The following is a 25,094-nucleotide window of genomic DNA, read 5'->3' as shown; positions in this document are numbered from 1 at the left end:
TGCTTGTACGTGTCCTGCTTGTACGTGTCCTGCTTGTACTTGTCCTGCTTGTACGTGTCCTGCTTGTACTTGTCCTGCTCGTACAGACGGCCCGCGTCCGCGTAGAAGCTGATCTTCCGGTCGAGCACGGCCAGCGTGTCCTGGAGCTCGGCGATCCGGGCGAGGACGTCGCGGCGGGTGGTCTCCAGCAGCTCGAAGCGCTCGCCGAAGGTGTGGTCGCCCTCGCGCACCAGTTCGGCGTACCGGACCATGTCGGCGACCGGCATGCCGGTCAGCCGCAGCTTGCCGACGAGGTCGAGCCAGTCCAGGTCGCGGTTGCTGTAGCGGCGCTGGCCGGTGTGCGAGCGGTCGATGTGCGGCATGAGGCCGATCCGCTCGTACCAGCGCAGGGTGTGGGCCGTCAGGCCGGTGAAGGCGACGACCTCGCTGATCGTGTAGCTGTCCTGGCCTGCAGGCCGCCGGTGCGGATGCGGCGGGGCGGCACAGCTGTCGGTCCTGGTACTCGTGGTCTCCATCACCGTCATGCGCTCCACGCTATGGCCTTGGAGTGCGCTCCAAGCAAGCGGAAACGGTAAGAAAACCGCGGGACATGGCGTGATCACCGTGGTTAGCGTGCGGGGCATGAGTCCCGTACGCCGTGCCCTGCCCGAGGACGCCGCCGAAGTGCTGCGGCTGCGCCAGGTGATGATCGACTCGCTGGCCGAGACGGCCGGTTCGACGGAGTGGCACCGGGAGTCGCTGCCGACGCTGCGGGCCAGGCTCGCCGAGCCGCGGAGCGACTTCGCGGCGTTCGTCGTCGATCACCCCGAGCGGCCGGGGACGCTCGCCGCGCTGGTGGCGGGGACGCTGGAGTACCGGATCGGGCGGGCCGGCCATCCGCACGGGATGATCGGGTACGTCTTCAGCGTCGCCACCGACCCGGAGGCCCGGCGCCGCGGGTACGCGCGCGCCTGCATGGAGGAGCTGCTGGCCTGGTGCCGCGAGCGGGGTGCCAGTCACGTCATGCTCACCGCGTCCGCAGACGCCGAGCCGATGTACACGGCACTCGGCTTCACCCGGGACACGGACCCCTCGATGCGGTTGTATCTGTGAGCGGCTTAGGCTCACAGGCATGTCGCTGAGCAGCCTCGCACTGATCGAGAACTGGCCGGTTCCCTCCGCCGCGGCGGGTGTCGTACGGGCGGACGGCACGGTCCTGGGTACGCACGGTCCCGTCGCGCACCGCTTCCCGCTGGCCTCGGTCACCAAGCCGCTGGCCGCCTACGCGGTCCTCGTCGCGTACGAGGAGGGGGCCGTCGAGCTCGACGAGCCGGCCGGGCCGCAGGGCTCGACGGTGCGGCATCTGCTCGCGCACACCTCGGGGCTGGCCTTCGACGAGCACCGGGTGACGGCCCCGCCCGGGGAGCGGCGGCTGTACTCGAACGCCGGTTTCGAGCAGCTCGGGGACCATGTGGCCAAGGCGACGGACATCCCGTTCGCGGAGTATCTGCGGCAGGCCGTGCTGGAGCCGCTGGGCATGACGGGTACGTCGCTGGAGGGTTCGCCGGCGAAGGACGGGGTGTCGACGGTCGAGGATCTGCTGCGGTTCGCGGCGGAGGTGCAGGCGCCGCGGCTGCTGGACCCGCGGACGGTCGCCGCGGCGATGACCGTGCAGTACCCGGGGACGAAGGGTGTGCTGCCGGGGTACGGGCACCAGAACCCCAACGACTGGGGGCTCGGTTTCGAGATCCGGGACGGCAAGTCGCCGCACTGGACGGGGTCGGCGTCCTCGCCGCGTACCTTCGGGCACTTCGGACAGTCGGGTACGTTCCTGTGGATCGACCCGGTCGCGAGCGCGGCCTGCGTCGCGCTGACGGACCGGGCGTTCGGGCCCTGGGCGGTCGAGGCGTGGCCGGCGTTCACGGACGCGGTGCTCGCCCAGATGTAGCCGTGCCCGCCCCGAGTGCCTCGCCCGCTCCCTCGGTGTCGATGTGCGGCAGGATCCTGTCCAGCCAGCGAGGCGTCCACCAGGCGTGCTTGCCCAGCAGCGTCATCACGGCGGGCACCATCAGCAGCCGGACCACCGTGGCGTCGATGAGCACACTGACGGCGAGGCCCAGGCCCAGCATCTTGACCACGATGTTGTCGCTGATGATGAAGGCCGCAAACACGCTCACCATGATCAGCGCCGCGCAGGTGATCACACGCGCGGTGATCTCCAGGGCATGGGCGACCGAGTCCTTGGCGTCCCCGGTGCGCAGCCACGCCTCGTGCACCCGGGAGAGCAGGAAGATCTCGTAGTCCATGCTCAGGCCGAAGATGATGGCGAACATCATCATCGGCACATAGCTCTCGATGGGCACCTTGCCGTGCACCCCCAGCGCGGGCCCGCCCCAGCCCCACTGGAAGACGGCGACCACGACGCCGTACGAGGCCGCGATCGACAGGACGTTCAGGACGGCCGCCTTCACGGCGACCAGCAGGCCACGGAAGACCGCCAGGACGATCAGGAAGGCGAGGCCCACCACGACGGCGATGATCACCGGCAGCCGCGCCGCGACGATGTCGCGGAAGTCGACCTGGGCTGCCGTGGTCCCGGTGACGTAGCCCTTGGCGTCGGTGCCGGATGCCGCGTCGGGGAGGGTGTGGTCGTAGAGCCGGTTGGTCAGGTCGGTGGTGTCCTTGTTCTGCGGGGACACCGACGAGTAGACCGTGCCGACCAGGACGTCACCGTCCTGCGTCGGCATCAGCGGGCTGACGAAGGAGGTCCCGGACTCGTCGTTCAGGGCCTGCTGGGTCTTCGAGGCCAGGTCGGAGCGCTGCGACTCCGGTACGTTCGTCTGGTCCACGACGACGGTGAGCGGCCCGTTGGAGCCCGCGCCGAACGCGTCCGTCATCAGGTCGAAGGCCCGCCGGTCGGTGAAGGACGTGGGGTCGGCGCCGTCGCCGATGTGACCGAGCTGGATCGAGAAGACGGGGATGGCCAGCACCGCGACGGTGACCACGCCGGCGGACAGGTACCGCCACGGATGGTGCTCCACGCGCTTGGCATAGCGGTGCCAGGTGCCCTGGGACGTGTCGCCCCCGGCCTCGGTCTCGGCGATGGGCCTGCGCACGTGCCAGCGGTCGACGTTGCGGCCGATCAGCCCCAGCAGGGCCGGGACCAGCGTCAGCGCGCCCAGGACGGCGGAGACGACCGTGACGGCCGCGGCGACGCCGAGCAGGCCGATGAAGCTCACACCGGACACCCACAGGCCCATCAGGGCGACGATCACCGTGGTGCCGGAGACCAGCACCGCACGTCCGGAGGTGGCGGCGGCGTGGCCGGCGGCGCGCACCGGATCGGCGCCGTCCATGAGGCCCTGCCGGTGCCGGGTGAGCAGGAAGAGGGCGTAGTCGATGCCGACGCCGAGGCCGATCATCGTGGCCAGGGTGGGCGAGACCGTGGCGAAGGTGAACGCGATCGCGAGCAGCCCGAGGCAGGCCAGCCCGCCGACCACCCCGATCAGCGCGGTGACCAGCGGCAGTCCGGCGGCGAGCACGCTGCCGAAGCCGACCAGCAGGACGACGATGGCGACGGCGAACCCGATCGCCTCGCTGATCCGGTCGTTGCCGGCGGGCCGCTCCAGCTCGCCGAGCGATCCGCCGTACTCGACGTCGACGCCGGCCTGTCTGAGCGGCTCCACGGCGTTGTCGACGCCCTTCAGGTAGCTGTCGCCGAGGAGGGAGGGCTGCTCGTTGAAGCGGATGGTGATGTAGCCGGTCTGTCCGTCCGAGGACAGCGGGCCGACCTTCGAGGAGGTGGCCTCCAGCGGGTTCTGCACGGACAGCACGTTCGGCAGCTTCTGGAGGTCGGCGACGGTGGTCGACATCTGCGAGCTGACCGAGGTCAGGGCCTTGTCGGCGTCGTGCATGACGATCTGGCTGCTGTAGCCGCCGGCCTGCGGATCATGCTCCTTGAGAATGTCCAGGCCCTTCTCGGACTGCACGTCGGACAGGGCGAAGTTGTCCGAGTACTCCCCGCCGTGGATGTGGTTGAGGGCCTGGAGCACGCCGAGCGCCACGACCCAGGCGACGATCACGATCACGAAGTGCCGGGCGCACCACTCACCGAGCCGTCGCAGTCCCCCGGTTCGGGTCCTGTCCTGTCCCCCTGCTGTTCCGCCTGCTGCTCTGCCTTTGGTCATGGCCCCCGGCTCTTCTCTGCCGAGCGAGTGTCCGACCCCTTCATTTGAAGTCCCTGTGATCACCCCGGCATCCTGAGCCCCACGCTTACTGGGCCATTGGGGCCATCTCCCACACCAGCAGCTCCGCCGCGCTCACCGCGACCGCCTCCACGTCCTTGGCGTCCGTGATGCGCACCGCGTCGCCGGCGCCCAGCTCCGCACCGTCCAGCCGCACGTCGCCGCGCACGACGTGCACGTACAGGAACGCCCCGTCCGGCACCGCCGTCCGCTCCCCCGCCCCCAGCCGCCGCACATGGAGCATCGCGCCCGCCTCCGGGACGGCGTACGGCGTCGAGTCCGCGATGCCGTGGACGATCTCGTACGCCGGGTCGCCGCCCGGCGTCAGCGGGGCCAGCCAGGTCTGGATGAAGGCGAGGGGCGTGTCGGCGTCGTTGCGTTCCACGTGCCGTACGCCGCCCGCCGAGCTGAGCCGCTGTACGTCGCCGGGACCGACCCGGGTCTCGTGGCCCGTGGAGTCGCGGTGGGTCAGTTCGCCCTCGACGACCCACGTGACGATCTCGGTGTGGCTGTGGGGGTGCTCGTCGAAGCCGGCGCCGGGGGCGAGCCGCTCCTCGTTGCAGGCGATCAGCGCGCCGAAACGGAGGTTGTCGGGGTCGTAGTGCGGGCCGAAGGAGAAGGCGTGGCGTGACTCGATGCCCGCTGCCGGATCCCCTCCCGGATAGCGCTCCGCGGCGCGCCGTACGTCCATCACGGGCACCACGGTAGCCCTGCCGGGCGGCCGGACACGGCAAGTGCCCACCAAGCAGCCGGACACGGTAAGTGCCCACCAAGCGCGCCTGGTCCGACGACACCGGCCGCGAGGGAGCCGTAGGGGCGCGCCGGGTGTCGAGACGACTGGGGGCACCCCCTCTGGGGGAGCGCGGAGGCCCGAAGGGTCGAGCACGATCGTCGTCTCGACACCGGCTGAGGCGCCCCGAAGGCGACCGAGACATCGAGCACAGCACCCTCTGGCACGCACTCGCGTCCGGATAAGGCAGTCTTGTCCCCGTGCCCGAACCCGTAGCCCGTAACTCCCAAGCCGCCGCGCACGCCGTCCACCAGCACGCCGCGACCTTGAAGCGGCTCGAGAAGTCCTCCGGATCGCTCGCCGCGCAGGCCATCACGCGGATGGACGAGACGCTGCCGTGGTACCGGGCCATGCCCCCGGAGAACCGTTCCTGGATCGGCCTCGTTGCCCAGGCCGGTATCGCCGCCTTCACCGAGTGGTTCCGGCATCCCGACGCGCCCCAGGCGATCTCCACCGACGTCTTCGGGACCGCCCCGCGCGAGCTGACCCGCGCGATCACCCTGCGCCAGACCGTCGAGATGGTGCGCACGACCATCGAGGTCATGGAGTCGGCCATCGACGAGGTCGCCGCTCCCGGCGACGAGAGCGTGCTGCGCGAGGCGCTGCTCGTGTACGCCCGTGAGATCGCCTTCGCCACCGCCCAGGTCTACGCCCAGGCCGCCGAGGCACGCGGTGCCTGGGACGCGCGCCTTGAGTCGCTCGTCGTGAACGCCGTGCTCAGCGGCGAGGCCGACGAGGGGGCCGTGTCACGGGCCGCCGCGCTCGGCTGGAACTCGCCGGAGCATGTGTGCGTGGTGCTCGGGACGGCGCCCGACGGGGACAGCGAGCTGACGGTCGAGGCCATCCGGCGGGCCGCCCGGCACGCCAAGCTTCAGGTGCTGACCGGGGTGCTCGGGGACCGGCTGGTCGTCATCGCCGGTGGCAGTGACAACCCGCTGGCAGTCGCCAAGTCGCTGATCGGGCCCTATGCCGCAGGTCCCGTCGTCGCGGGGCCCGTCGTGCCCGATCTGCTGGCCGCCACGCGGTCCGCGCAGGCCGCGGCGGCCGGGCTGAAGGCGTGTACCGCCTGGCAGGACGCCCCACGGCCGGTCCTCGCGGACGATCTGCTTCCGGAGCGTGCCATGGCGGGCGATCCCAGTGCGCGCGAGCAGTTGGTGGAGGAGATCTACAGACCGCTTGAGGAGGCTGGGTCGGCCCTTCTGGAGACGCTCTCCGTCTATCTCGAACAGGCGAGCAGTCTGGAGGGCGCCGCGCGGATGCTGTTCGTGCATCCCAACACCGTGCGCTACCGGCTTCGACGTGTGACTGACGTCACCGGCTGGTCGCCGTCCGATGTACGCTCCGCGTTCACTTTGCGGATCGCGCTGATCCTGGGGCGTCTGGTCGACGGCGATCTCCAGCTCTAGGCTTTTGTCGGGGGCCCACAAAACCCCCTCGTGTTCTTCGTCCTTGTCCCCACGGGCGGCCGTGCCCGTCCCCAAGAGAGAGTGTGAGAGTGCTCGTACTCGTCGCTCCCGGCCAGGGTGCCCAGACGCCCGGCTTCCTGACCCCCTGGCTCGAACTCCCCGGTGTCCGCGGTGCCCTCGAGGCATGGTCCGACGCCGTGCAGCTCGACCTCGTCCGCTACGGCACCGAGGGTGACGCGGAGGAGATCCGTGACACCGCGGTCGCCCAGCCGCTGCTGGTGGCTGCCGGGCTGGCCTCCGCGTACATGCTCTTCGACGACCCCGCCGAGCTGCCCCGCAAGGTCGGTGCGATCGCCGGGCACAGCGTCGGCGAGCTGACCGCCGCCGCCCTCGCCGGGGTGCTCCCCGACGAGGAGACCGTCCGGCTCGTCCGCGCCCGTGGCCTGGCGATGGCCGAGGCCGCCGCGATCACCGAGACCGGCATGTCGGCGCTGCTCGGCGGCGACCCCGAGGTCAGCGTCGCGCACCTGGAGAAGCTGGGCCTGACTCCCGCGAACATCAACGGCGCCGGGCAGATCGTGGCCGCGGGCACGATGGAGCAGCTCGCCGCGCTGAACGAGGACAAGCCCGAGGGCGTGCGCAAGGTCGTGCCGCTGAAGGTGGCCGGTGCCTTCCACACGCACCACATGGGCCCCGCCGTGGAGAAGCTGGCCGAGGCCGCCAAGGAGCTCGTGCCCGGCGACCCGCGGCTCACCTACGTCTCCAACAAGGACGGCAAGGCGGTCGCCACCGGCGCCGAGGTGCTGGAGCGTCTCGTCGGGCAGGTCGCCAATCCGGTCCGCTGGGACCTGTGCATGGAGACCTTCAAGGAGCTCGGCGTCACGGCTCTGATCGAGGTGTGCCCGGGCGGCACGCTGACCGGTCTGGCCAAGCGCGCCCTGCCGGGTGTGCAGACCCTGGCACTCAAGACCCCCGACGACCTGGACGCTGCTCGCGAGCTCATCGCAGAGCACGCCTGACAAGGAGCCCTGAGCATGGCGAAGCTGAAGCCCAGCAAGGGCGCCCCGTATGCGCGCATCCTCGGCGTCGGCGGGTACCGTCCGATCCGGGTCGTGCCCAACGAGGTGATCCTGGAGAAGATCGACTCGTCCGACGAGTGGATCCGTTCGCGCTCCGGCATCGAGACGCGGCACTGGGCGAACGACGAGGAGACCGTCGCCGCGATGTCGATCGAGGCGTCCGGCAAGGCGATCGCGGACGCCGGGATCACCGCCGGGCAGATCGGCGGCGTCATCGTCTCGACCGTCTCGAACTTCCGGCAGACCCCGGCCGTCGCCACCGAGATCGCCGACAAGCTGGGCACGAACAAGGCCGCCGCCTTCGACATCTCGGCCGGCTGCGCGGGCTTCGGCTACGGCCTGACCCTCGCCAAGGGCATGATCGTCGAGGGGTCCGCCGAGTACGTCCTCGTCATCGGCGTGGAGCGGCTGAGCGACCTCACCGACCTGGAGGACCGCGCGACGGCCTTCCTGTTCGGCGACGGCGCCGGCGCGGTCGTCGTCGGTCCCGCCCAGGAGCCGCACATCGGCCCGACCGTGTGGGGCTCGGAGGGCGACAAGTCCGAGACGATCAAGCAGACGGTGCCGTGGGACCAGTTCCGGATCGGCGATGTCTCCAAGCTTCCGCTGGACAGCGAGGGCAACGTCAAGTTCCCCGCGATCACGCAGGAGGGCCAGGCGGTCTTCCGCTGGGCCGTGTTCGAGATGGCGAAGGTCGCCCAGCAGGCGCTGGACGCGGCCGGAATCAGCTCGGACGACCTGGACGTCTTCATCCCGCACCAGGCCAACGAGCGGATCATCGACTCGATGGTGAAGACACTGAAGCTGCCGGAGCACGTCACGGTCGCCCGCGACGTGCGCACCACCGGCAACACCTCGGCCGCCTCGATTCCGCTCGCGATGGAGCGGCTCCTGGCGACCGGCGAGGCGAAGAGCGGCGACACCGCACTAGTCATCGGATTCGGGGCGGGTCTCGTTTACGCCGCCACGGTCGTTACTCTCCCCTAGGCACTCCGTGCCGGATCATGCGAACCGGCACGGGAAAAAGCACCACCTGCCGCTGCCGCGGCGGGCGCGCCAAACCCACTGAAGAACCTGAACAACAACGAAGGAGCGCCAAGATGGCCGCCACTCAGGAAGAGATCGTCGCCGGTCTCGCCGACATCGTGAACGAGATCGCCGGCATCCCGGTTGAGGACGTCCAGCTGGACAAGTCCTTCACCGACGACCTGGATGTCGACTCGCTGTCCATGGTCGAGGTCGTCGTCGCCGCCGAAGAGCGCTTCGACGTGAAGATCCCGGACGAGGACGTCAAGAACCTCAAGACCGTGGGCGACGCGACCGACTACATCCTCAAGCACCAGGGCTGATCACTGATCAGGCCCCTGGGCTGACTTGCCCCGCCACCCGGCGGTGGCGCCGCTGAATCCTCGTATCCGTTGGAGAAAGAATTCCCGTGAGCTCGACCAATCGCACCGTGGTCGTCACCGGTATCGGCGCAACCACACCGCTGGGTGGCGACGCAGCCTCTACCTGGGAGGGCCTGGTCGCCGGACGTTCCGGCGTCAAGCCCCTGGAGCAGGACTGGGCCGCCGACCAGGCGGTCCGTATCGCCGCGCCGGTCGCGGTGGAGCCGACCGAGGTCATCCCGCGGCCGCAGGCCCGCCGACTGGACCGCTCGGCGCAGTTCGCGCTGATCGCGGCTCAGGAGGCCTGGAAGGACGCCGGCTTCGAGGCGAAGGCCGGGGAGGACACCACTGTCGCCCCGGACCGCCTCGGTGCCGTCATCGCCTCCGGCATCGGCGGCGTGACGACCCTGCTCGACCAGTACGACGTGCTCAAGGAGAAGGGCGTCCGCCGCGTCTCCCCGCACACCGTCCCCATGCTGATGCCGAACGGCCCGTCCGCCAACGTGGGTCTGCTGGTGGGCGCCCGCGCGGGTGTGCACACGCCGGTCTCCGCCTGTGCGTCGGGCGCCGAGGCCATCGGCTACGCCATCGAGATGATCCGCTCCGGCCGCGCCGACATCGTCGTCGCGGGTGGCACGGAGGCGGCGATCCACCCGCTGCCGATCGCCGCGTTCGGCAACATGATGGCGATGTCCAAGAACAACGAGAACCCGCAGGGTGCGTCGCGTCCCTACGACGTCGCCCGCGACGGCTTCGTCCTCGGTGAGGGCGCCGGCGTGATCGTCCTGGAGTCCGCCGAGCACGCGGCCAAGCGCGGTGCCCGCGTGTACGCCGAGGCGGTCGGGCAGGGCATCTCCGCCGACGCCCACGACATCGTGCAGCCCGAGCCCGAGGGCCGCGGCATCTCGCACGCGCTGCAGAACCTGCTGGACCGCAACGACCTGGACCCGGCGGAGATCGTGCACGTCAACGCGCACGCGACGTCGACGCCGGCCGGTGACATCGCCGAGCTCAAGGCGCTGCGGAAGGTGTTCGGCGACGACGCCGACCACATGGCGGTGTCCGCGACGAAGTCGATGACCGGGCATCTGCTGGGTGGCGCCGGTGGCGTAGAGACGGTGGCGACGGTGCTCGCGCTGTACCACCGGGTCGCTCCGCCGACCATCAACGTCGAGAACCTCGACCCGGAGGCCGAGGCGAACGCCGACGTGGTCCGCGGTGAGGCGCGCAAGCTGCCCGTCGAGGGCCGGATCGCCGCGCTGAACGACTCGTTCGGCTTCGGCGGCCACAACGTGGTGCTGGCGTTCAGGACGGTCTGAGCAGCAGCCGTACGCACGTGAAGGGGCCCCACCTTTCGAGGTGGGGCCCCTTCACGTGTCCCAGCCTCAGACCACCTGGTGCAACCAGCGCACCGGCGCTCCCTCTCCGGCATACCTGAACGGCTCCAACTCGTCGTCCCACGGCTTCCCGAGCAGCTTGGCGATCTCTGCCTCCAGGTCGGTCTCGCCGTGCTGGGAGCGGGCCAGGGCGGCGCGCAGGCGGTCCTCCGGGATGAGGATGTCGCCGTGGATGCCGGTGACGGCGTGGAAGATGCCCAGCTCGGGGGTGCAGCTGTAGCGCTCGCCCTCGGCGGTGGGGCAGGGCTCGGCCGTGACCTCGAAGCGCAGGAGGTGCCAGCCGCGCAGGGCGGAGGCCAGCTTGGAGGCGGTGCCCGCCTCGGCCTGCCAGGAGAACTCCGAGCGCCAGGTGCCGGGCGCGGCCGGCTGCCGGATCCAGTCGAGGTTGACGCGCGTGCCGAGCACCCCGGCGACGGCCCACTCGACATGCGGGCACAGCGCGCGCGGCGCGGAGTGCACGTACAAAACCCCACGTGTCGTCACCGGGACCTCCGGGCAGAGCGGACATCTTGCGAACTGACGGACGATAGTGGCCGGGCAGCCACGTTGATGGCGAGGCTACCGTGCGGCGGCGCAAGGAGTGTGACGTACCGTCGGTCCAGGTGCCGGGAAACGCCCGCCATTCACCCGGCAGGACGCTTGTACGGGTGTGAGCCGTTGCATGAGACGGGCGGGAACCCTCGTGCGTTGTTATTGGTTGTGAACCATGACAGGGCCGAGTGAGGGGATGGACCGGGGTATGCGGAAGCGACGGCACCTCTCGCGCGCTGTCCTCGCCGCCGTGACCGCGGCCGTCCTGGGCGTGGCGGGTTGTGACGCCGTCGGCGGCAACTCGCCGGAGCCGTCCGGCAGCGACGCGCGCAGCGCGAGGCCGAAACCGACCCCGACCTGGGACCGCAGCCCTGCCTCGATCGCGGCCGTGGGTGACTCCATCACGACCGGTTTCGACGCCTGTTCGGTCCTGTCGGACTGCCCCGAGGTCTCCTGGGCCACCGGCAGCAGCCCCCGCGTCGACAGTCTCGCCGTCCGGCTGCTGGGCAGGGCGAAGGCGGCGGAGCGGAGCTGGAACTACGCGGTGACCGGGGCGCGGATGACCGACGTGGCCGGGCAGCTGGCGCAGGCGGTCACGCGCAGGCCGGAGTTGGTGGCGGTGATGGCGGGGGCCAACGACGCCTGCCGGGACACGACCGACGCGATGACGTCGGTGGCCGACTTCCGGGCGCAGTTCGAGGACGCGATGGGCACATTGCGCGAGGCGCTGCCGAAGACTCAGGTCTATGTCGCGAGCGTACCGAATCTGATGCGGCTATGGGAGCAGGGCCGTACGAGTCCGATGGGCAAGCAGGTGTGGAAGCTCGGCATCTGCCCGTCGATGCTGGGCGACGCCGACTCCCTCACCGCGGCGGCGAACCAGCGGCGCGCGACGGTGCAGGAGCGGGTCGAGGCGTACAACGACGTGCTGGAGCAGGTCTGTGCGAAGGACCGCCGGTGCCGGTTCGACGACGGCGCGGTGTACGAGTTCCGCTTCGGCGGCAAGCAGCTGAGCCAGTGGGACTGGTTCCATCCGAGTGTGAACGGTCAGGCGCGGCTTGCCGAGATCGCCTACCGGACGGTCACGAACTAGTGTTTCGCTCATGAGCGAACACTTCGGCACACTTTCCGACGGCACCCCGGTCCACCGCTGGACGCTGGAGCGTGCGGGCCTTCGGGTACGGGTGCTGTCGTACGGCGGGATCGTGCAGTCGCTGGAGGTGCCGGACCGGGAGGGACACGCGGCGAACGTGGTGCTGGGGTTCGCCGACCTGGACGGCTATCTGTCCCACCCGGGGCCGTATCTCGGCGCCCTGATCGGCCGGTACGCCAACCGGATCGCGCACGCCCGCTTCCCTCTGGACGGCCTGACGTACGCGCTCGACCCCAACAACCCGCCCAACTCCCTGCACGGCGGCGAACGCGGTTTCGACAAGCGGGTGTGGGAGATGACGCCGGTCGAGCACGGTGTGCGCCTGAGCCGGGTCAGCCCGCATGGCGAGGAGGGCTTCCCGGGGCGGCTGGAGGTCTCGGCGACCTACACCCTGTCGTCGGACGGGGCGCTGCGGATCGTGTACGAGGCGGTGACGGACGCGCCGACCGTGGTGAACCTGACCAACCACAGCTACTTCAACCTCGCCGGGGCGGGTTCGGGCGACGCGGGCGGCCATGAACTGCGGCTCGCCGCCTCGCGGTACACCCCGGTCGACGCGGACCTCATCCCTACCGGCTCCCTGGACGAGGTCGCGGGCACCCGCTTCGACTTCCGTCAGACGCGCAAGGCCGGCTCCGGGTACGACCACAACTTCGTACTGGACAAGGGGGTGACGGGCGCTGCGGAGGAGGTCGCCGAGCTGTACGACCCGTCGACCGGGCGGGCGCTGACGGTGGCGACCACCGAGCCCGGACTCCAGCTGTACACCGCCGAGCACCTGACCGAGCCCTTCGCCCCGGGCGACGGCATCGCACTGGAGACCCAGCACTTCCCCGACTCCCCGAACCGGCCGGAGTTCCCGGGCACGGTGCTGCGGCCTGGCGAGGTGTTCCGGTCGGAGACGGTGTACGGCTTCTCCGTCCGATAGCGGGAGTTCAGGCCCTACTTGCTCAGGGACAAGCCCCGGCCCGGGCGTCAGGACCCGGACCGGGGCTGTTCCTGGGGCACTTCTCCCGCCTCAGACGTTAATCGTCGCCGTCACCCGACGGTCCGCGATCGAGCGGCTCACCTGGATCTCGTACGAACCCTTCACAAGCGTCCACGAATTGGTCTGCTCGTCCCACATCTCGAAAGCGCGGCGCGGAAGTTCGATCACGGCCTCGGCCGTCTCCCCCGGCCCCGCGGCCACACCCGCGAATCCGGCCAGCCGGCGCGCCGGGCGGTCGGTGCGGGGCTCGGCCGGCGCCAGGTAGACCTGCACGACCTCGCGGCCCGCACGCTCGCCGGAGTTGCGGAGGCGGACCGTGACCGTGGTCCCCTCGACCTTGGCGGACTCGTACGTCCACTCGGTGTAGCCGAGGCCGTGCCCGAAGGGGTACGACGGGACCCGGCCCTCCTTCTCCCAGGCACGGTAACCAATGAAGACACCCTCGCTGTACGGGAGTTCGCCGGCCGAGGGGGCTACCTGGGTGACCGGGGCGTCGGCAAGGGAGCCCCACGTGGTGGGCAGGCGCCCGCCCGGCTCGTGGGCGCCGGTGAGGACCTCCGCGAGTGCCGCGCCGGCCTCCTGGCCGGGGAACCAGCTGAGCAGCACGGCGGCGACGTCCTCGCGCCACGGCAGCTCCACCGGGGAACCGGAGTTGACGACCACCACGGTGTCGGGGTTCGCCGCGGCGACGGCGCGGACCAGGTCGTCCTGGCGGCCGGGCAGGGTGAGGTCCGTGCGGTCGAAGCCCTCGGACTCGACGCGGTCGGTGGTGGCGACCACGACGACGGCCGTGTCGGCGTTGCGGGCGGCCTCGACGGCCTCGGCGATCAGCTCGTCGGGGTCGCGCTGCGGCTCCTGGTGCGCGAGGGTGAAGCCGACGACCCTCAGCGGGACGCCCTCGGGGAACGCGACGACATGGGTGAGGGAGACCTCGACCGGTGCCCCGGCGGTGAGTTCGGGCTGGGCCCGGGGGACGGGAGCGCCGAAGAAGGCGGCGAAGGGGTCCTCCTTGGCGGGGCGCTGGACGTCGTCGTAGTACGTCGTGCCGTCGATCGTGAGCCTGAAGGCGCCCATGCCCTTGATGCCGAAGATGTGCGGGCCGGTGTCGCGCGGGGTGAAGGTGCCGGTCAGCTCGACGGTGCGCAGGGCCTCGTGGGTCACGCCCTCGGGGAGGTCGCTGCCCATCCACTGGATGTGGCCGTTGGGGGCGGAGCCGGTGCCGATGACGTTCCCGTCGGCGTCCCGGCACACGGCCCGCAGCTCGAAGCCCTTGTCGGCGATGCCGAGTTCGGTGTTCGGGTCGGCGCCGACGGCGTAGGTGAGGGTGCCGTCGGGGAGGGCGGCGGTGAGGCCGTCGAGCGGGGAGACGATCCGGTCGGGGAAGACGGTGGCGGAGCCGCCGCCCAGCACGCGGGCGTCCCGGGCTGCCGCGCCGATCAGCGCGACGGTGCCGTTCGGCCGCAGCGGGAGGGCGCCGCCCTGGTTGCGGACCAGGACGAAGGAGCGGCGGGCGATCTCGCGGGCGAGTTCGGAGCCGTCGACGCTCTCGGGGTACTCGTTGACGACGGGCTCGGCACCGTCGAGGATCCCGACGCGGGCGGCGAGCCGCAGGACGTTGCGCACGGCGTCGTCGACCTTGGCCTCGGCCACCTTCCCGTCCCGTACGGCCTGGGCGAGGGGCTCGCCGTACACGGTCTGCGGTCCGGGCATGGCCACGTCGAGGCCGCCCTCGATGGCCCCGACGGTGGACCGGGCGGCCATCCAGTCGGAGACGTTGTAGCCGTCGAAGCCCCATTCCCCGCGCAGGACTTCGTTCACGAGGTGGTGGTGCTCGCTCATCGTCGTGCCGTTGACCGTGTTGTAGGCGGTCATGATGCCCCAGGGGTGGGCGTTCTCGACGATGATCTCGAAGGGCGCCAAGTACAGCTCGCGCAGGGCGCGTTCGGAGACGAGGTTGTTGACGGTGAAGCGCTCGGTCTCGGCGTCGTTGGCGACGAAGTGCTTCACGGTGGTGCCGACGCCGCCGGACTGGACGCCGCTGACATATCCGGCGCCGATCGTCCCCGTCAGGTACGGGTCCTCGCTGTACGCCTCGAAGTGGCGGCCGCCGAGCGGTGAGCGGTGGAGGTTGACGGTGGGAGCGAGGAGCACATGGACGCCCTTGCGGCGGGCCTCCTGGGCGAGGAGGGTGCCGGCGCGGCGGGCGAGGTCCGGGTCCCAGGTGGCGGCGAGGGCGGTGGGCGAGGGCAGCGCGACGGACGGGTCGTCGGCGGTCCAGCGCACACCCCGCACGCCGATCGGGCCGTCGGACATGACGAGGGACTTCAGGCCGATCTCGGGCAGTGCGGGCAGGGTCCAGGTGTCCTGGCCGGAGAGCAGCCGCGCTTTCGCGTCGAGGTCGAGCGCGGCGAGGGCGACCTCGACGGCCGCCTCGCGCGCTTCGTCGGCCTGGGTACGGGTTCCCGCCATCGCGGTGCCTCCTCGTTGAGTCCGGGCTGTGCCTCCATCCTCCTGGAGGTGATCGCCGAGCGCGGTTACCGGGGGGCGAGCCTCGCCGCGGTGGCCGAGCGGGTCGGGCTCACCCAGCAGGGCCTGCTGCACTACTTCCCGACCAAGGACGCGCTGCTCGTCGGGGTGCTCCAGGAGCGGGACCAGTGGGACGCCGTACCCGACACCCGGTGGCGCGTCGACCTGCTCGCCTCGCTCGTCGAGTACAACGCGACGCGACCCGGCATCATCCAGACCTTCTCGGCGCTGCTCGGCGAGAGCGTGACTGAGGGGCATCCCGCGCGCGAGTACTTCACCGAGCGCTACACGCGCGTACGGGCGAGCATGGCGGAGGTCCTGCGCGTCGAGTACGGCGACCGGCTGCCGAACGGGCTGACACCGGAGCGTACGGCGCCCTTGCTGGTCGCCGTCATGGACGGGTTGCAGTACCAGTGACTCCTGGACCCGGACTCGGTGGACATGCCGGGCGCGTTCCGCGACTTCCTCAGACTGCTGGGCGAGAACGCGGACTGACGGCGGCGACGACCTCGACCTCCACACGGGCCGCCGCCCTGAACAGCCTCGGCACCTCGAAGGTCATGCTGGTGGGCGGAGTACCGGTGAGGAACTGCCGCCGTACGGTGCCGTATTCGTCCAGGGTGCCGATGTCGGTGAGGCAGGTGCGGATGTTGATGACGTCCGCGAGCGTGGCGCCATGGGCCCCGAGCAGGGCGGCGATGGTCTCGAAGATGCCGCGGGTCTGCTCGGTGACCGTGGCGCCCTCGGCGATCTGCCCGGAGACGAACAACAGCGCGCTGCCGTCGGCGTGTTCGACGCGGGCGACCTGGGAGTAGTACGGGCTCAAGGGCTGCGGTGCGCAGGGCGGGTTGTCGACGGTGATCTGCATGCCGTCGACGCTAGGCGTGGGCTTGCGATGCGACAAGCGAATGTCCAGCATGACTGCCATGCCGAAACAGCATGAGTATCAGCAGGAGGCTCAGCTTGAGTTCCCCGAGGTCTCCAGTGTGTGGTTGAGGGCGTTCCTGGAGGTCGCCCGGCTCGGTTCCTTCACCGGCGCCGCCCGGACTCTCGGGTGGACGCAGTCGGCGGTGTCCCGCCAGATCTCCACGCTGGAAGGGGCCCTGGGCGGTGCCCCGCTCTTCGACCGGCTCCCGCGGGGCGTGCGGCTCACCGAGGCCGGGCGGGTTCTCATGCCCTATGCCGAGGCCGTCGCCGAGTCGTTGCACGGGGCCGTTCGGGAGCTGGCCGCTCTGCGTGAAGTGGCGGGCGGGCGGCTGCGGTTCGGTGCCTTCGCCACGGCCGACGCGGGGCTGGTGCCCCAGGCGCTGGCCGCCTTCAGCGCCGCGCACCCTCGCGTCCACGTGACCCGCGAGGAGGGCTTCACCCCTGCCCTGCTGGACCGGCTCACCGCGGGCCACCTCGACCTCGCGGTCGTCTCGACCACGGGCCGCGCCCCGCTGGAGGCGTACGAACTCCACCACCTGCTCGACGAGTCCCTGTACGTCGCCGTCCCCGCCGGTCATCCGCTGGCCGCCGGCGGCCACCCTGTCCGGCTCGGCCGGCTCGCCGATGCCGAATGGATCTCCGGCAGCTCCCGCCCGGAGGGCACCCTCCTCGACGTGGCCCTGCGGCAGGGCTTTCGGCCGCGTGTCGCGCACGTCGTCGGCGAGTGGACCGCCAAGCAGGGCTACGTCGCCGCCGGCCTCGGAGTGGCGCTGGTCCCGGCGCTGGCGGCGGCGTCCGTGCGCCCCGACGTCCGGCTGGTACCGGTGCTGGACGAGGGCGGGCCGGCGCGTGCGGTGTACGCGGCGACGGTGCGGGGGCGGTCGCCTGCGCCGGCCGTGGAGGCGTTCGTGGGGGCGCTGCGGGAAGCGGCGGCGTCGGTGCGGGTGCGGCGCGAGCCATGGCGTAGTCCCCTCCCGCCACGCGATACTTCCGGCGTCCCGCACGACGCACGCTCTGCCTCACCCCCCACCGTGACGGAAGGACCGTAATTCCCTTGAATTCCATACGCGTTCGGATCGGCGTCCTCTCAGTGGCCCTGCTGGCCGGACTCTCGGCTCCCACGACCGGGACCGCAGCCGCCGCGCAGTCCGCCCCCGCGCCGACCGTCGAGGAACAACGCCTCGACAAGACCGTCCCCCAGGAGATCCTGCGCCGCTCCGGATTCGACGCCGCGGCGGCGGAGTTCGCCGACGACCTGGCCGACGCGCGCTCCTACGCGCAGGCCCACCGGGTCGTCACACGCGAGGGATCGGCGCTGTGGCGCAGGGCCGTGGACCGGGCGCAGGGGCGGGGTCCGGCCGGAGGTGAACTGAGCCGGGACGACGATCGGCCGTTGTACTGGGCGCGGTTGTCGATGACGCGGGACGTGCGGACGTTTGAGCCGGAGTTCGGGCTGAGCGACGCCCAGCGAGCTGCTCTCATCGGCGCGTTGGAGCGGGCCTCGCGTGGTCAGAGCGACCTTCGCCATGCGGCCGGTGCCGCCGGGGCGGGCATGAAGCGGATCCTCGTCACCGGGTTCGACCCGTTCACGCTCGACCGGGACATCCGTATCTCCAACCCGTCCGGCGCCACCGCGCTCGCCCTCGACGGCGCGGTGATCGAGACGGCGGAGGGTCCGGCCCGCGTGGAGACCGCCGTGTTCCCGGTGCGGTGGCAGGACTTCGCGGACGGGACGGTGGAACGGGCGCTGCGGCCGTATCTGAAGCAGGTCGATCTGTTCACGACCGTGAGCCAGGGGCGCGTCGGGCGGTTCGACGTCGAGCGGACCAACGGGGCCTGGCGGGGCGGCTTCCAGGACAACGACAACATCGGGCGGACCGAGACGATCCCCGTCGCCGATCCGGCCTCGCAGCCGCAGTGGACCACGACGACGCTGCCGTACCGGGAGATCGTCGCCGCGGACACCGGGCGGTTCCCCGTGTACGACAACACGAGCGTGACCGAGATTCCGGCGGGCGGCACGACCGCGGTCGTACGGCCGGACGGGCCGACGCAGGGCTCCACCGCGCGGGCCGGGGGCGGCGGGGACTACCTCTCCAACGAGATCGCCTACCGGGCGACGCTGCTGCGTGACCGGCTCGGACTCCATGACTCACTGCCGGGCGGGCATGTGCACACCCCGGTGCTGCAGTTCGGGGCGGGCAACACGGATCCGGCGACCGGGGCGGTGACGGATCCGGAGTTCGTACGGAACCGGCTGGACATCATCGCGCAGGTGCGGGGGATTCTGACGGCCGCGGTGGAGGCGACGGCGGGTTCGTAGGCACCCGGCGTCGGGCCTCGTCCTCAGACGCCGGACGAGCTGGTACGCGCGGGGTGCCCGTCAAAAGGGGCGGCGCCCTTCGCGTCCCTCTCCTCCGCCGTCTCCTCCCCCATCAGCTCCCGAGCCATCAGCGTCGCCCCCGCCACCGCGCCCGGCATCAGGAACACCGCGACGAAGGGCACCAGGAAGGATGCTGCGAGGGGGGCTCCGAAGCCCCAGATCAGGGGCTTGCGGGAGCGGAGCATGGTGAGGCGGTCGCGGAGTTCGACGCGGCGGCGCTGGAGGGCTACCGCCGTGAGTTCCTCGGTGAGGAAGAAGCCGGTGACGAAGACGCCGATCACGGGGACGGCCGTCTGGCCGATGACCGGGATGAAGCCGAGGGCGAAGAGCAGGACGCCCCAGAGTGCGGCGCGCAGGACGATCCGCAGGCTGTCGCGGCCCGAGATCCACAGTTCGCGCCAGAGCGGCAGGCCGGACTCGGGGGCCGTGCCGTCGGGGGAGACGTCCCGGTCGACCTTCTCGGAGAGGTTCTCGTAGAAGGGCTGGCCGATCAGCAGGGTAACCGCCGTGAAGGTGATCACCGACAGGAGCAGGCCCAGCGCGAACAGGACGGCGGTGAGGAAGCCTCGGAACAGGCCCTGCCACGGGCTCGACCAGTCGTCGGCGAACGGCGTCGACCAGGACACGAAGTCCTCGCCCCAGAGCGCGAGCCCTACCAGCGCGGCCACGTAGAGCACCAGGGTGATCAGGCCGGGGATCAGCCCGAAGCCGTACTGCTTGCCGTGGCGGGCCACCCACCGCTGGCCCCTGAGGAGATACCTGAACCCGGTCCCAAGATCGCGCATGGTTCGCACTCTAGTCGGGCCGTGTCACACGGCAGTCACGGTCGCTTCGGGGCCTGGTCACCGCTGCCCCCGGACGCCGCTCACGCCGGCGTCACCGCCACCACGACCCCCCGGTCGGCCGCCGGGCTCACCGCCGCCGACACCCGTACCGCCGCCGCGCGTGCCACCCGCCCCGCGCCCGACGCCCCGGACAGCAGCAGGGGCTGTATCCGTTCCAGCCCGGCGACTAGGAACTCCTCGCCGGCGATCAGTGCCGGACGCGCCGCCTTCGTCGTGGCCGCCGCGGCCTCGGTGAGGTCGGCGAGGGGTGGCAGCGTCGCCCGGACGACGTTCGCGCCGGCCAGGGCGACCTGGAGCGGCATCAGGGGCGCGAGCGCGGCCGTCAACGCGTCGGCGATGCGGTGGAGTTCGGGGGAGGACTCGCGCAGGATCTCGGCCGCGGAACGGAGCAGCGGGGTCAGCGCGAGCAGCACACCCGCGGCCAGGCCCGCCGTCGCCGGCAGCAGGGGCGACGTCGCCTCGACCAGCTCGCCCAGCGCCGCCGCGAACTCCTCGACCGCCGGCTCGACCGCGTCCAGCACCGGCAGCAGGCTGTCGCCCAGGGCCGCCAGCAGGGCCTGCGCCGGCTCGCTTACGGGGTGGACCGCGAGGGGCGCTCCGCTGGTGCCGAGACGGGTGAGGGTCTCGACGATGCGGTAGAAGGCCTCCTGGGCCTGTGGCGAGGCGCTCGCCTCGGCCAGTTCGGCGGTGGTCTGCCGCAGCACCCGCAGGACCTCGGCGCCCGATCCGTCCCTCGGGTCGAAGGTGTTCATCGCGATACGGGTGAGGTTCCCGGCCGTGTCGAGGAGTTGGCCGGTGATGTCGGTCGTGCTGCGTGCCATGCGGAGTACGTCATCCCTGCTGGGGATCGAAGGGATCGTTGCCATGGGCTCTGCTCGCCTCCTGCCGCCGCCGGTGCGCTCTCAGCATGCCCCGTCCGGCGGCCCCCGCATGAGCCATCCGGGGCATCCGTGGCACCAACTCCCTCTTGTTGCGGTTGAGTCGAACAGGTACACCTCGCCGTACCGATCTTTGAAGTTCCGGAGGAGGTACGCGTGCGCATCACGAGAACCGTTCCTGCGAGACCCGTTCTGATCACCGCCCTCGCCCTCAGCACGGCGGGCTCCCTGCTCCTCACCCCGCACACCGCCGTCGCGGAGCCCCAGCCGCCGGGCCACCCCCCGGTCCACCGCGAGGCCGCGCTCGACCGGGAAGCGGCGCGGACGCCCGCGAGCGCCGCCCAGCGGGCCCTCGGCACCGCCGAGTCAGGCCCCGAAGCGCCCTCCGCGGCGATCGCCGACGACAGCCGCGGCTACCCGCGCCGGCAGGTCCTCACCCCGGACCCCGAGAACCCGGCCGACAAGTCCATCAAGCTCGGCCTCACCCCGTACCACGCCATCGCGCCGAAGCTGAACTCCCTCCAGGCCCTCGGCGACCGCGTGAGCGTCGAGGTCGCGGGCCGCTCGGCGGGTGGGAACCGGCTCTACCTGGTCACCGTCACCGCCCCGGAGACCACCCGCCAGGCCCGTACGCAGGCACGGATGCGCGAACTCATCGAGAACGCCCCCGCTCTCGCCGCCAAGTCGCCGGAGGTCAGGAGGAGTTACAAGGCGCCCGTCTTCCTCAACAACAACATCCACGGCAACGAGTGGGAGGGCACCGACGCCAGTCTGAAGCTCATCGAGCGGCTCGCCACCGCCACGGACGCCGGGACGCGCGACCTCCTCTCCCACAGCCGGCTGTACTTCAACATCACCGCCAACCCGGACGGCCGTATCGCCGGAACGCGCGCCAACGCGGGCGGCTTCGACATGAACCGGGACTTCGTCACCGCCTCGCAGCCGGAGACGCGGGCGATGCGGCAGATCATGGTCGACAAGCAGCCGGCCGTCCTGCTCGACCTGCACGGCTACGTCAACGGCACCCTCATCGAGCCCACCACTCCCCCGCACGGCGAGAACTACGAGTACGACCTGTTCCTCAAGAACACCTATGCCAACGCCCTGCGCATGGAGGCCGCCGTCAACGGCCTCGGCTACACGGCGGAGAAGGACGGGGTCGCACCCGCGCAGATTCCCTTCCGGGACCAGGAGGAGGGCTGGGACGACTGGCCGCCCATCTTCACCCCGCAGTACGCGGCGTTCCACGGCACGGTCGCCGCGCACACGGTGGAGATCCCGCTGACGGTGAACAACACCGCCTACACCACCCTGCCCGTCACCGAGTTGCGCCGCCGGTCCGCGATCAACGTCGATGTCGCCGGGGCCGCCCTGCGCGCCTCCCTCGACTTCGTCCGGGAAAGGCGTACGTCACTCGTCGCCGACCAGATCGAGGTCTTCCGGCGGGGAGCCGCGGGCGCCGCGCAGGTGCCGGTGTCCGAGGAGACCGTCCCGGGCGTCCCCGGCATCGGCCCCGAGGACGTCTACACGACCACCTTCCCCCGCGCCTACGTCATCCCGGCGGGCACCGGCGCCCAGCGCTCGGCCCCTGCCGCCGCCCGCCTCGTCGACCACCTCCTGGCCAACGACGTACGGGTCAGCCGCGCGGCCCACTCCTTCCGGCTCGGCGGACGCACGTACGCCAAGGGCTCGTACGTCGTCGACATGCGCCAGCCCAAGCGCGGCCTGGCGAACGCGCTGCTCGCGGACGGGCGGGACATCAGCGCCAAGGTCTCGGCGATGTACGACATCTCGGGCTGGAGCCTCGGCCGCCTGTGGGGCGCGGCGGTCGAGACCCTGCCGCGGATGCCGTACGGCACCGCCCTGCGCCCCGTCCGCGCGGCGGCCCCCGTGGCGTATGTCGCCCCGCGCGGTGAGCTCCGGCTGAGGCTCGACGACCCGAACGAGGTCGCCGCCCTCAACGCCCTGCTGCGGCAAGGCGTCGATGCGCGCCGTGCCGCCGACGGCAGCGCGATCGTGCCGGGCTCGGCGCGGCGACAGGCCCTGGCAGCAGCCCGCGCCTACGACGTCGCCTTCCACTCGACGAAGCTCACCGGCACCGTCCCGCTGCACCGCACCCGCGTCGCCGCAGCCGTCACCGCGGGCGAGCTGTTCGCGTTGCGGGAGATGAACTTCGAGGTCACCCCGGTCTCGACGGAGGTGCTGAACGCCGGGTTCGACTGGTCGTCGGTGGACGTGCTGTTCGTGTCGGCGGGGATGGAGTACGACGACCTCACCGCCCCCGCCCGTACGGCCCTCGACGCCTTCCTCGACGGTCACGGGCTGGTCGGCCGGGGTGCCACCGGTGCCGCGCTCAACACGGCGACGGGGCTGCTGGCGGCGAAACCGGTCGAGGGCAACGGGGACGCCAACGGTGTAGTACGCGTGGTGAATTCGGGCAGCACTCTGATGTCCGGCGCCCCGGGCCACGGCTTCGTCTACGCGCCCGTGTGGTTCACCGACCTCGGTCGGGACGTGCGGGTCGAGCAGGCGTACGCGACCGGGAACCCGCTCGTCTCCGGGCACTGGCGGGCGGCGGCGGACGGGTCCGGCGGGCCGGCGGACGCGGCGGGGCAGGCCTCGGTGGTGAGCGGCCCGCAAGCCGTGCTGTTCGGCACGGAGCCGCTCTTCCGGGACCATCCCAAGGGAGAATTCGCCCAGGTCGGCAGGGCGTTGTTCAGCATGGCGCAGGCCAGTGGCACCAGATGAGGAGAGCGGATGACACCAGTGATCCACGGCACCGTAGTGGACGGCTTCGAGCGGGTGCGTGAGGAGTTCGCCGCGTTCGTGTCGGGCGAACTCCAGGACTACGAGGGTCAGTTGTGCGCGTACGTGCACGGTCGCAAGGTAGTCGACCTGTGGGCCGGTGAGGGCTGCGAGGCCGACTCCCTCTACGGCGTGTTCTCGTCCGGCAAGGGCGCCGCTCACCTCGTGGTCGCGCTCCTGGTCCAGGAGGGCACGCTCGAACCGGACCGCAAGGTGACGTACTACTGGCCGGAGTTCGGCGCCGAGGGCAAGGGCTCGCTGACTCTGCGCGATCTGCTCGCCCACCGGGCCGGGCTGGTCGGGCTCGACGCCGGGTTCACCGACGAGGAGCTGGCCGACGACCGCGCCATCGCCGAACGCCTCGCCGACCAGCGGCCGTTCTGGCGCCCCGGCACGGCCTTCGGCTATCACGCGCTCGTCATCGGCGCGCTCACCGGCGAGGTCGTGCGCCGCGCCACGGGCCGTACGCTGCAGGAGGTGTACGAGGAGCGGGTTCGGGCGCCGTACGGCCTGGGCTTCCACCTCGGGCTGCCCGCGGACCTGGACCACCGCTACCGCTCCGTGCAGCCGATGGCCCCGACGCCGGAGCAGCAGGCGGTGCTGGACTCGGTACCGCAGGGGCCGCACACGCTGTCGTCCATCGCCTTCAACACGCATGTGCCGGAGCCGGGGGGACTGGCGGACTACCCCAACTCCCGCACTGTGCGTGCCAACGGTCCCGCGTCGGCGGGGGGCGTCGCCTCCGCGCGCGGGCTCGCCGGCATGTACGCGGCGGCGATCAGCGAGCTGGACGAACGGCCACCCCTGCTCAAGCCGGACACCATCGCCGAGGTCGGCCAGATCCACTCGACCGGGTACGACCTGGTGGCCCGCGCCCACAAGTCGTACGCCCTCGGCTTCCAGGCGACGGCGGACACCTGGTACCCGTTCCTGGGCGCCGGCACCTTCGGCCACAGCGGCGCCGGCGGCTCCCAGGCCTTCGCCGACCCCCGCAGCGGCCTGACCTACGGCTACACCCGCCGCCGCTGCGCCTTCCCGGGCGGAGCGGCACCGGAGAACCAGCGGTTTGTGAGGGCGGTGCATTCGGCGGCGCTGGTGAGCTGACCCAACCCCAACCAACGGCCAGTGCCCACCAAGCTCCACTGGTCCGACGACACCGGCCGTGAGGGAGCCGTAGGGGCGCGCCGGTGTCGAGAGGGCGAACGCGCGGAGGCCCGAAGGGTCGAGCACGATCGCCGTCTCGACACCGGCTGAGGCGCCCCGTAGGCGACCGACCCATTCAAGGGGTGCGGCCTCCTGCCGTACGGAACGAGCCGGCTCAGACCAGCGTCACGGTGATGTTGCCGCGGGTCGCCTTCGAGTACGGGCAGACCTGGTGGGCCTTCTCGAGCAGGTCGCGGGCCGTCGCGGCGTCGACGTTCGGGATGGCCGCCGAGATCTCCACGATGATCCCGAAGCCGTCGTCGTTCTTGCCGATGCCGACCTTCGCGGTGACGGTCGAGCCGGTGATGTCGGCCTGCTCCTGGCGGGCGACGACGCCCAGGGCGCCCTGGAAGCAGGCGCTGTAGCCGGCCGCGAAGAGCTGCTCCGGGTTGGTGCCGGCGCCGCTGCCGCCCATCTCCTTGGGCGGGTTCACGACGACGTCGAGCTTGCCGTCGTCGGTGGCGACCCGGCCGTCGCGGCCGTTCTCCGCGGTGGCGACGGCGGTGTACAGGACCTCGGACTGCTGGATGGACATGCGGTGTCTTCCTCCTCGGTCCGCCGCGACTCGCGCC

21 protein-coding genes and 2 pseudogenes are annotated in these 25,094 nt (G+C 71.3%); 14 read left to right on the top strand and 9 right to left on the bottom strand.

The window, feature by feature from the left end; all coding sequences use genetic code 11:
- Positions 1-68 precede the first annotated feature (68 nt).
- Positions 69-524: pseudogene (locus OHO27_RS29715) on the bottom strand (MerR family transcriptional regulator); the annotation flags it as partial.
- 97 nt (positions 525-621) lie between these two features.
- On the opposite strand from OHO27_RS29715, the gene OHO27_RS29710 reads away from it, so the two are divergent.
- Positions 622-1,092, top strand: coding sequence for a GNAT family N-acetyltransferase (locus tag OHO27_RS29710; protein ID WP_328428034.1), 471 nt, complete (start codon positions 622-624; stop codon positions 1,090-1,092).
- Positions 1,093-1,111: 19 nt separating this feature from the next.
- Positions 1,112-1,927 carry a serine hydrolase domain-containing protein gene (locus tag OHO27_RS29705; protein ID WP_328428033.1) on the top strand — a complete coding sequence of 272 codons (816 nt, stop codon included), beginning with the start codon at positions 1,112-1,114 and terminating at the stop codon, positions 1,925-1,927.
- On the opposite strand, the gene OHO27_RS29700 is transcribed toward OHO27_RS29705, so the two are convergent.
- Complete coding sequence (locus OHO27_RS29700) at positions 1,899-4,166, bottom strand: MMPL family transporter (protein WP_328428032.1); 2,268 nt, start codon at positions 4,164-4,166, stop codon at positions 1,899-1,901. The two genes, OHO27_RS29705 and OHO27_RS29700, sit on opposite strands and share 29 nt — an antisense overlap.
- An 85-nt stretch (positions 4,167-4,251) precedes the next feature.
- Positions 4,252-4,914, bottom strand: a complete 663-nt coding sequence (locus tag OHO27_RS29695; protein ID WP_328430594.1) for a pirin family protein — start codon at positions 4,912-4,914, stop codon at positions 4,252-4,254.
- A 299-nt stretch (positions 4,915-5,213) separates the two neighbouring features.
- On the opposite strand from OHO27_RS29695, the gene OHO27_RS29690 reads away from it, so the two are divergent.
- The 5 genes from OHO27_RS29690 (at position 5,214) to OHO27_RS29670 (ending at position 10,205) form a co-directional block, all read left to right on the top strand.
- Complete coding sequence (locus OHO27_RS29690; RefSeq protein ID WP_328428031.1) at positions 5,214-6,419, top strand: PucR family transcriptional regulator; 1,206 nt, start codon at positions 5,214-5,216, stop codon at positions 6,417-6,419.
- 89 nt (positions 6,420-6,508) lie between these two features.
- On the top strand, positions 6,509-7,438 hold the full coding sequence (locus OHO27_RS29685; protein WP_328428030.1) for an ACP S-malonyltransferase: 930 nt from the start codon (positions 6,509-6,511) through the stop codon (positions 7,436-7,438).
- Between the two features lie 15 nt (positions 7,439-7,453).
- Positions 7,454-8,485 carry a ketoacyl-ACP synthase III gene (locus tag OHO27_RS29680; RefSeq protein WP_328428029.1) on the top strand — a complete coding sequence of 344 codons (1,032 nt, stop codon included), beginning with the start codon at positions 7,454-7,456 and terminating at the stop codon, positions 8,483-8,485.
- A 113-nt stretch (positions 8,486-8,598) separates the two neighbouring features.
- Positions 8,599-8,847, top strand: a complete 249-nt coding sequence (locus OHO27_RS29675; protein WP_004001566.1) for an acyl carrier protein — start codon at positions 8,599-8,601, stop codon at positions 8,845-8,847.
- Between the two features lie 86 nt (positions 8,848-8,933).
- Complete coding sequence (locus OHO27_RS29670; protein WP_328428028.1) at positions 8,934-10,205, top strand: beta-ketoacyl-[acyl-carrier-protein] synthase family protein; 1,272 nt, start codon at positions 8,934-8,936, stop codon at positions 10,203-10,205.
- A gap of 66 nt (positions 10,206-10,271) precedes the next feature.
- On the opposite strand, the gene OHO27_RS29665 is transcribed toward OHO27_RS29670, so the two are convergent.
- Positions 10,272-10,766, bottom strand: a complete 495-nt coding sequence (locus OHO27_RS29665; protein ID WP_328428027.1) for a DUF3145 domain-containing protein — start codon at positions 10,764-10,766, stop codon at positions 10,272-10,274.
- 256 nt (positions 10,767-11,022) lie between these two features.
- Between OHO27_RS29665 and OHO27_RS29660 the strand changes: the two genes are divergently transcribed.
- Positions 11,023-11,907, top strand: a complete 885-nt coding sequence (locus tag OHO27_RS29660; protein ID WP_328428026.1) for an SGNH/GDSL hydrolase family protein — start codon at positions 11,023-11,025, stop codon at positions 11,905-11,907.
- 10 nt (positions 11,908-11,917) lie between these two features.
- The gene (locus tag OHO27_RS29655) at positions 11,918-12,895 is read left to right on the top strand and encodes an aldose epimerase family protein (protein WP_328428025.1); all 978 of its coding nucleotides are present in this window, start codon (positions 11,918-11,920) and stop codon (positions 12,893-12,895) included.
- 90 nt (positions 12,896-12,985) lie between these two features.
- Here the strand turns inward: OHO27_RS29655 and OHO27_RS29650 are convergent, their stop codons facing one another.
- Positions 12,986-15,424, bottom strand: coding sequence for a beta-glucosidase family protein (locus OHO27_RS29650; RefSeq protein WP_328428024.1), 2,439 nt, complete (start codon positions 15,422-15,424; stop codon positions 12,986-12,988).
- Between the two features lie 15 nt (positions 15,425-15,439).
- Here OHO27_RS29650 and OHO27_RS29645 point away from each other — a divergent pair.
- A pseudogene (locus OHO27_RS29645) lies at positions 15,440-15,976 on the top strand (TetR/AcrR family transcriptional regulator).
- On the opposite strand, the gene OHO27_RS29640 reads toward OHO27_RS29645, so the two are convergent.
- A complete protein-coding gene (locus OHO27_RS29640) occupies positions 15,948-16,349 on the bottom strand; it encodes a RidA family protein (protein ID WP_328428023.1) in 402 nt (133 codons plus the stop codon). The pseudogene OHO27_RS29645 and the gene OHO27_RS29640 overlap by 29 nt on opposite strands.
- Positions 16,350-16,398: 49 nt before the next feature.
- On the opposite strand from OHO27_RS29640, the gene OHO27_RS29635 reads away from it, so the two are divergent.
- A complete protein-coding gene (locus OHO27_RS29635; protein WP_443059624.1) occupies positions 16,399-17,457 on the top strand; it encodes a LysR family transcriptional regulator in 1,059 nt (352 codons plus the stop codon).
- 5 nt (positions 17,458-17,462) lie between these two features.
- Positions 17,463-18,731, top strand: coding sequence for a pyroglutamyl peptidase (locus tag OHO27_RS29630; protein WP_328428021.1), 1,269 nt, complete (start codon positions 17,463-17,465; stop codon positions 18,729-18,731).
- A 23-nt stretch (positions 18,732-18,754) separates the two neighbouring features.
- On the opposite strand, the gene OHO27_RS29625 is transcribed toward OHO27_RS29630, so the two are convergent.
- Positions 18,755-19,576 carry an EI24 domain-containing protein gene (locus OHO27_RS29625; protein ID WP_328428020.1) on the bottom strand — a complete coding sequence of 274 codons (822 nt, stop codon included), beginning with the start codon at positions 19,574-19,576 and terminating at the stop codon, positions 18,755-18,757.
- An 80-nt stretch (positions 19,577-19,656) separates the two neighbouring features.
- Positions 19,657-20,457 (bottom strand): hypothetical protein, encoded by an 801-nt coding sequence (locus tag OHO27_RS29620; protein ID WP_328428019.1) that lies wholly within the window; start codon positions 20,455-20,457, stop codon positions 19,657-19,659.
- 213 nt (positions 20,458-20,670) lie between these two features.
- Between OHO27_RS29620 and OHO27_RS29615 the strand changes: the two genes are divergently transcribed.
- Both OHO27_RS29615 and OHO27_RS29610 read left to right on the top strand, forming a co-directional pair.
- Positions 20,671-23,262 carry a M14 family zinc carboxypeptidase gene (locus OHO27_RS29615; RefSeq protein WP_328428018.1) on the top strand — a complete coding sequence of 864 codons (2,592 nt, stop codon included), beginning with the start codon at positions 20,671-20,673 and terminating at the stop codon, positions 23,260-23,262.
- 9 nt (positions 23,263-23,271) lie between these two features.
- A complete protein-coding gene (locus OHO27_RS29610) occupies positions 23,272-24,423 on the top strand; it encodes a serine hydrolase domain-containing protein (RefSeq protein WP_328428017.1) in 1,152 nt (383 codons plus the stop codon).
- Positions 24,424-24,637: 214 nt separating this feature from the next.
- Here OHO27_RS29610 and OHO27_RS29605 read toward each other — a convergent pair whose 3' ends face one another.
- A complete protein-coding gene (locus OHO27_RS29605; RefSeq protein WP_328428016.1) occupies positions 24,638-25,057 on the bottom strand; it encodes an organic hydroperoxide resistance protein in 420 nt (139 codons plus the stop codon).
- Between the last annotated feature and the right edge of the window lie 37 nt (positions 25,058-25,094).

It is taken from the genome of Streptomyces sp. NBC_00443, assembly GCF_036014175.1.
GTDB lineage: Bacteria > Actinomycetota > Actinomycetes > Streptomycetales > Streptomycetaceae > Streptomyces.
This window is presented reverse-complemented; position numbering and strand designations above follow the sequence as displayed.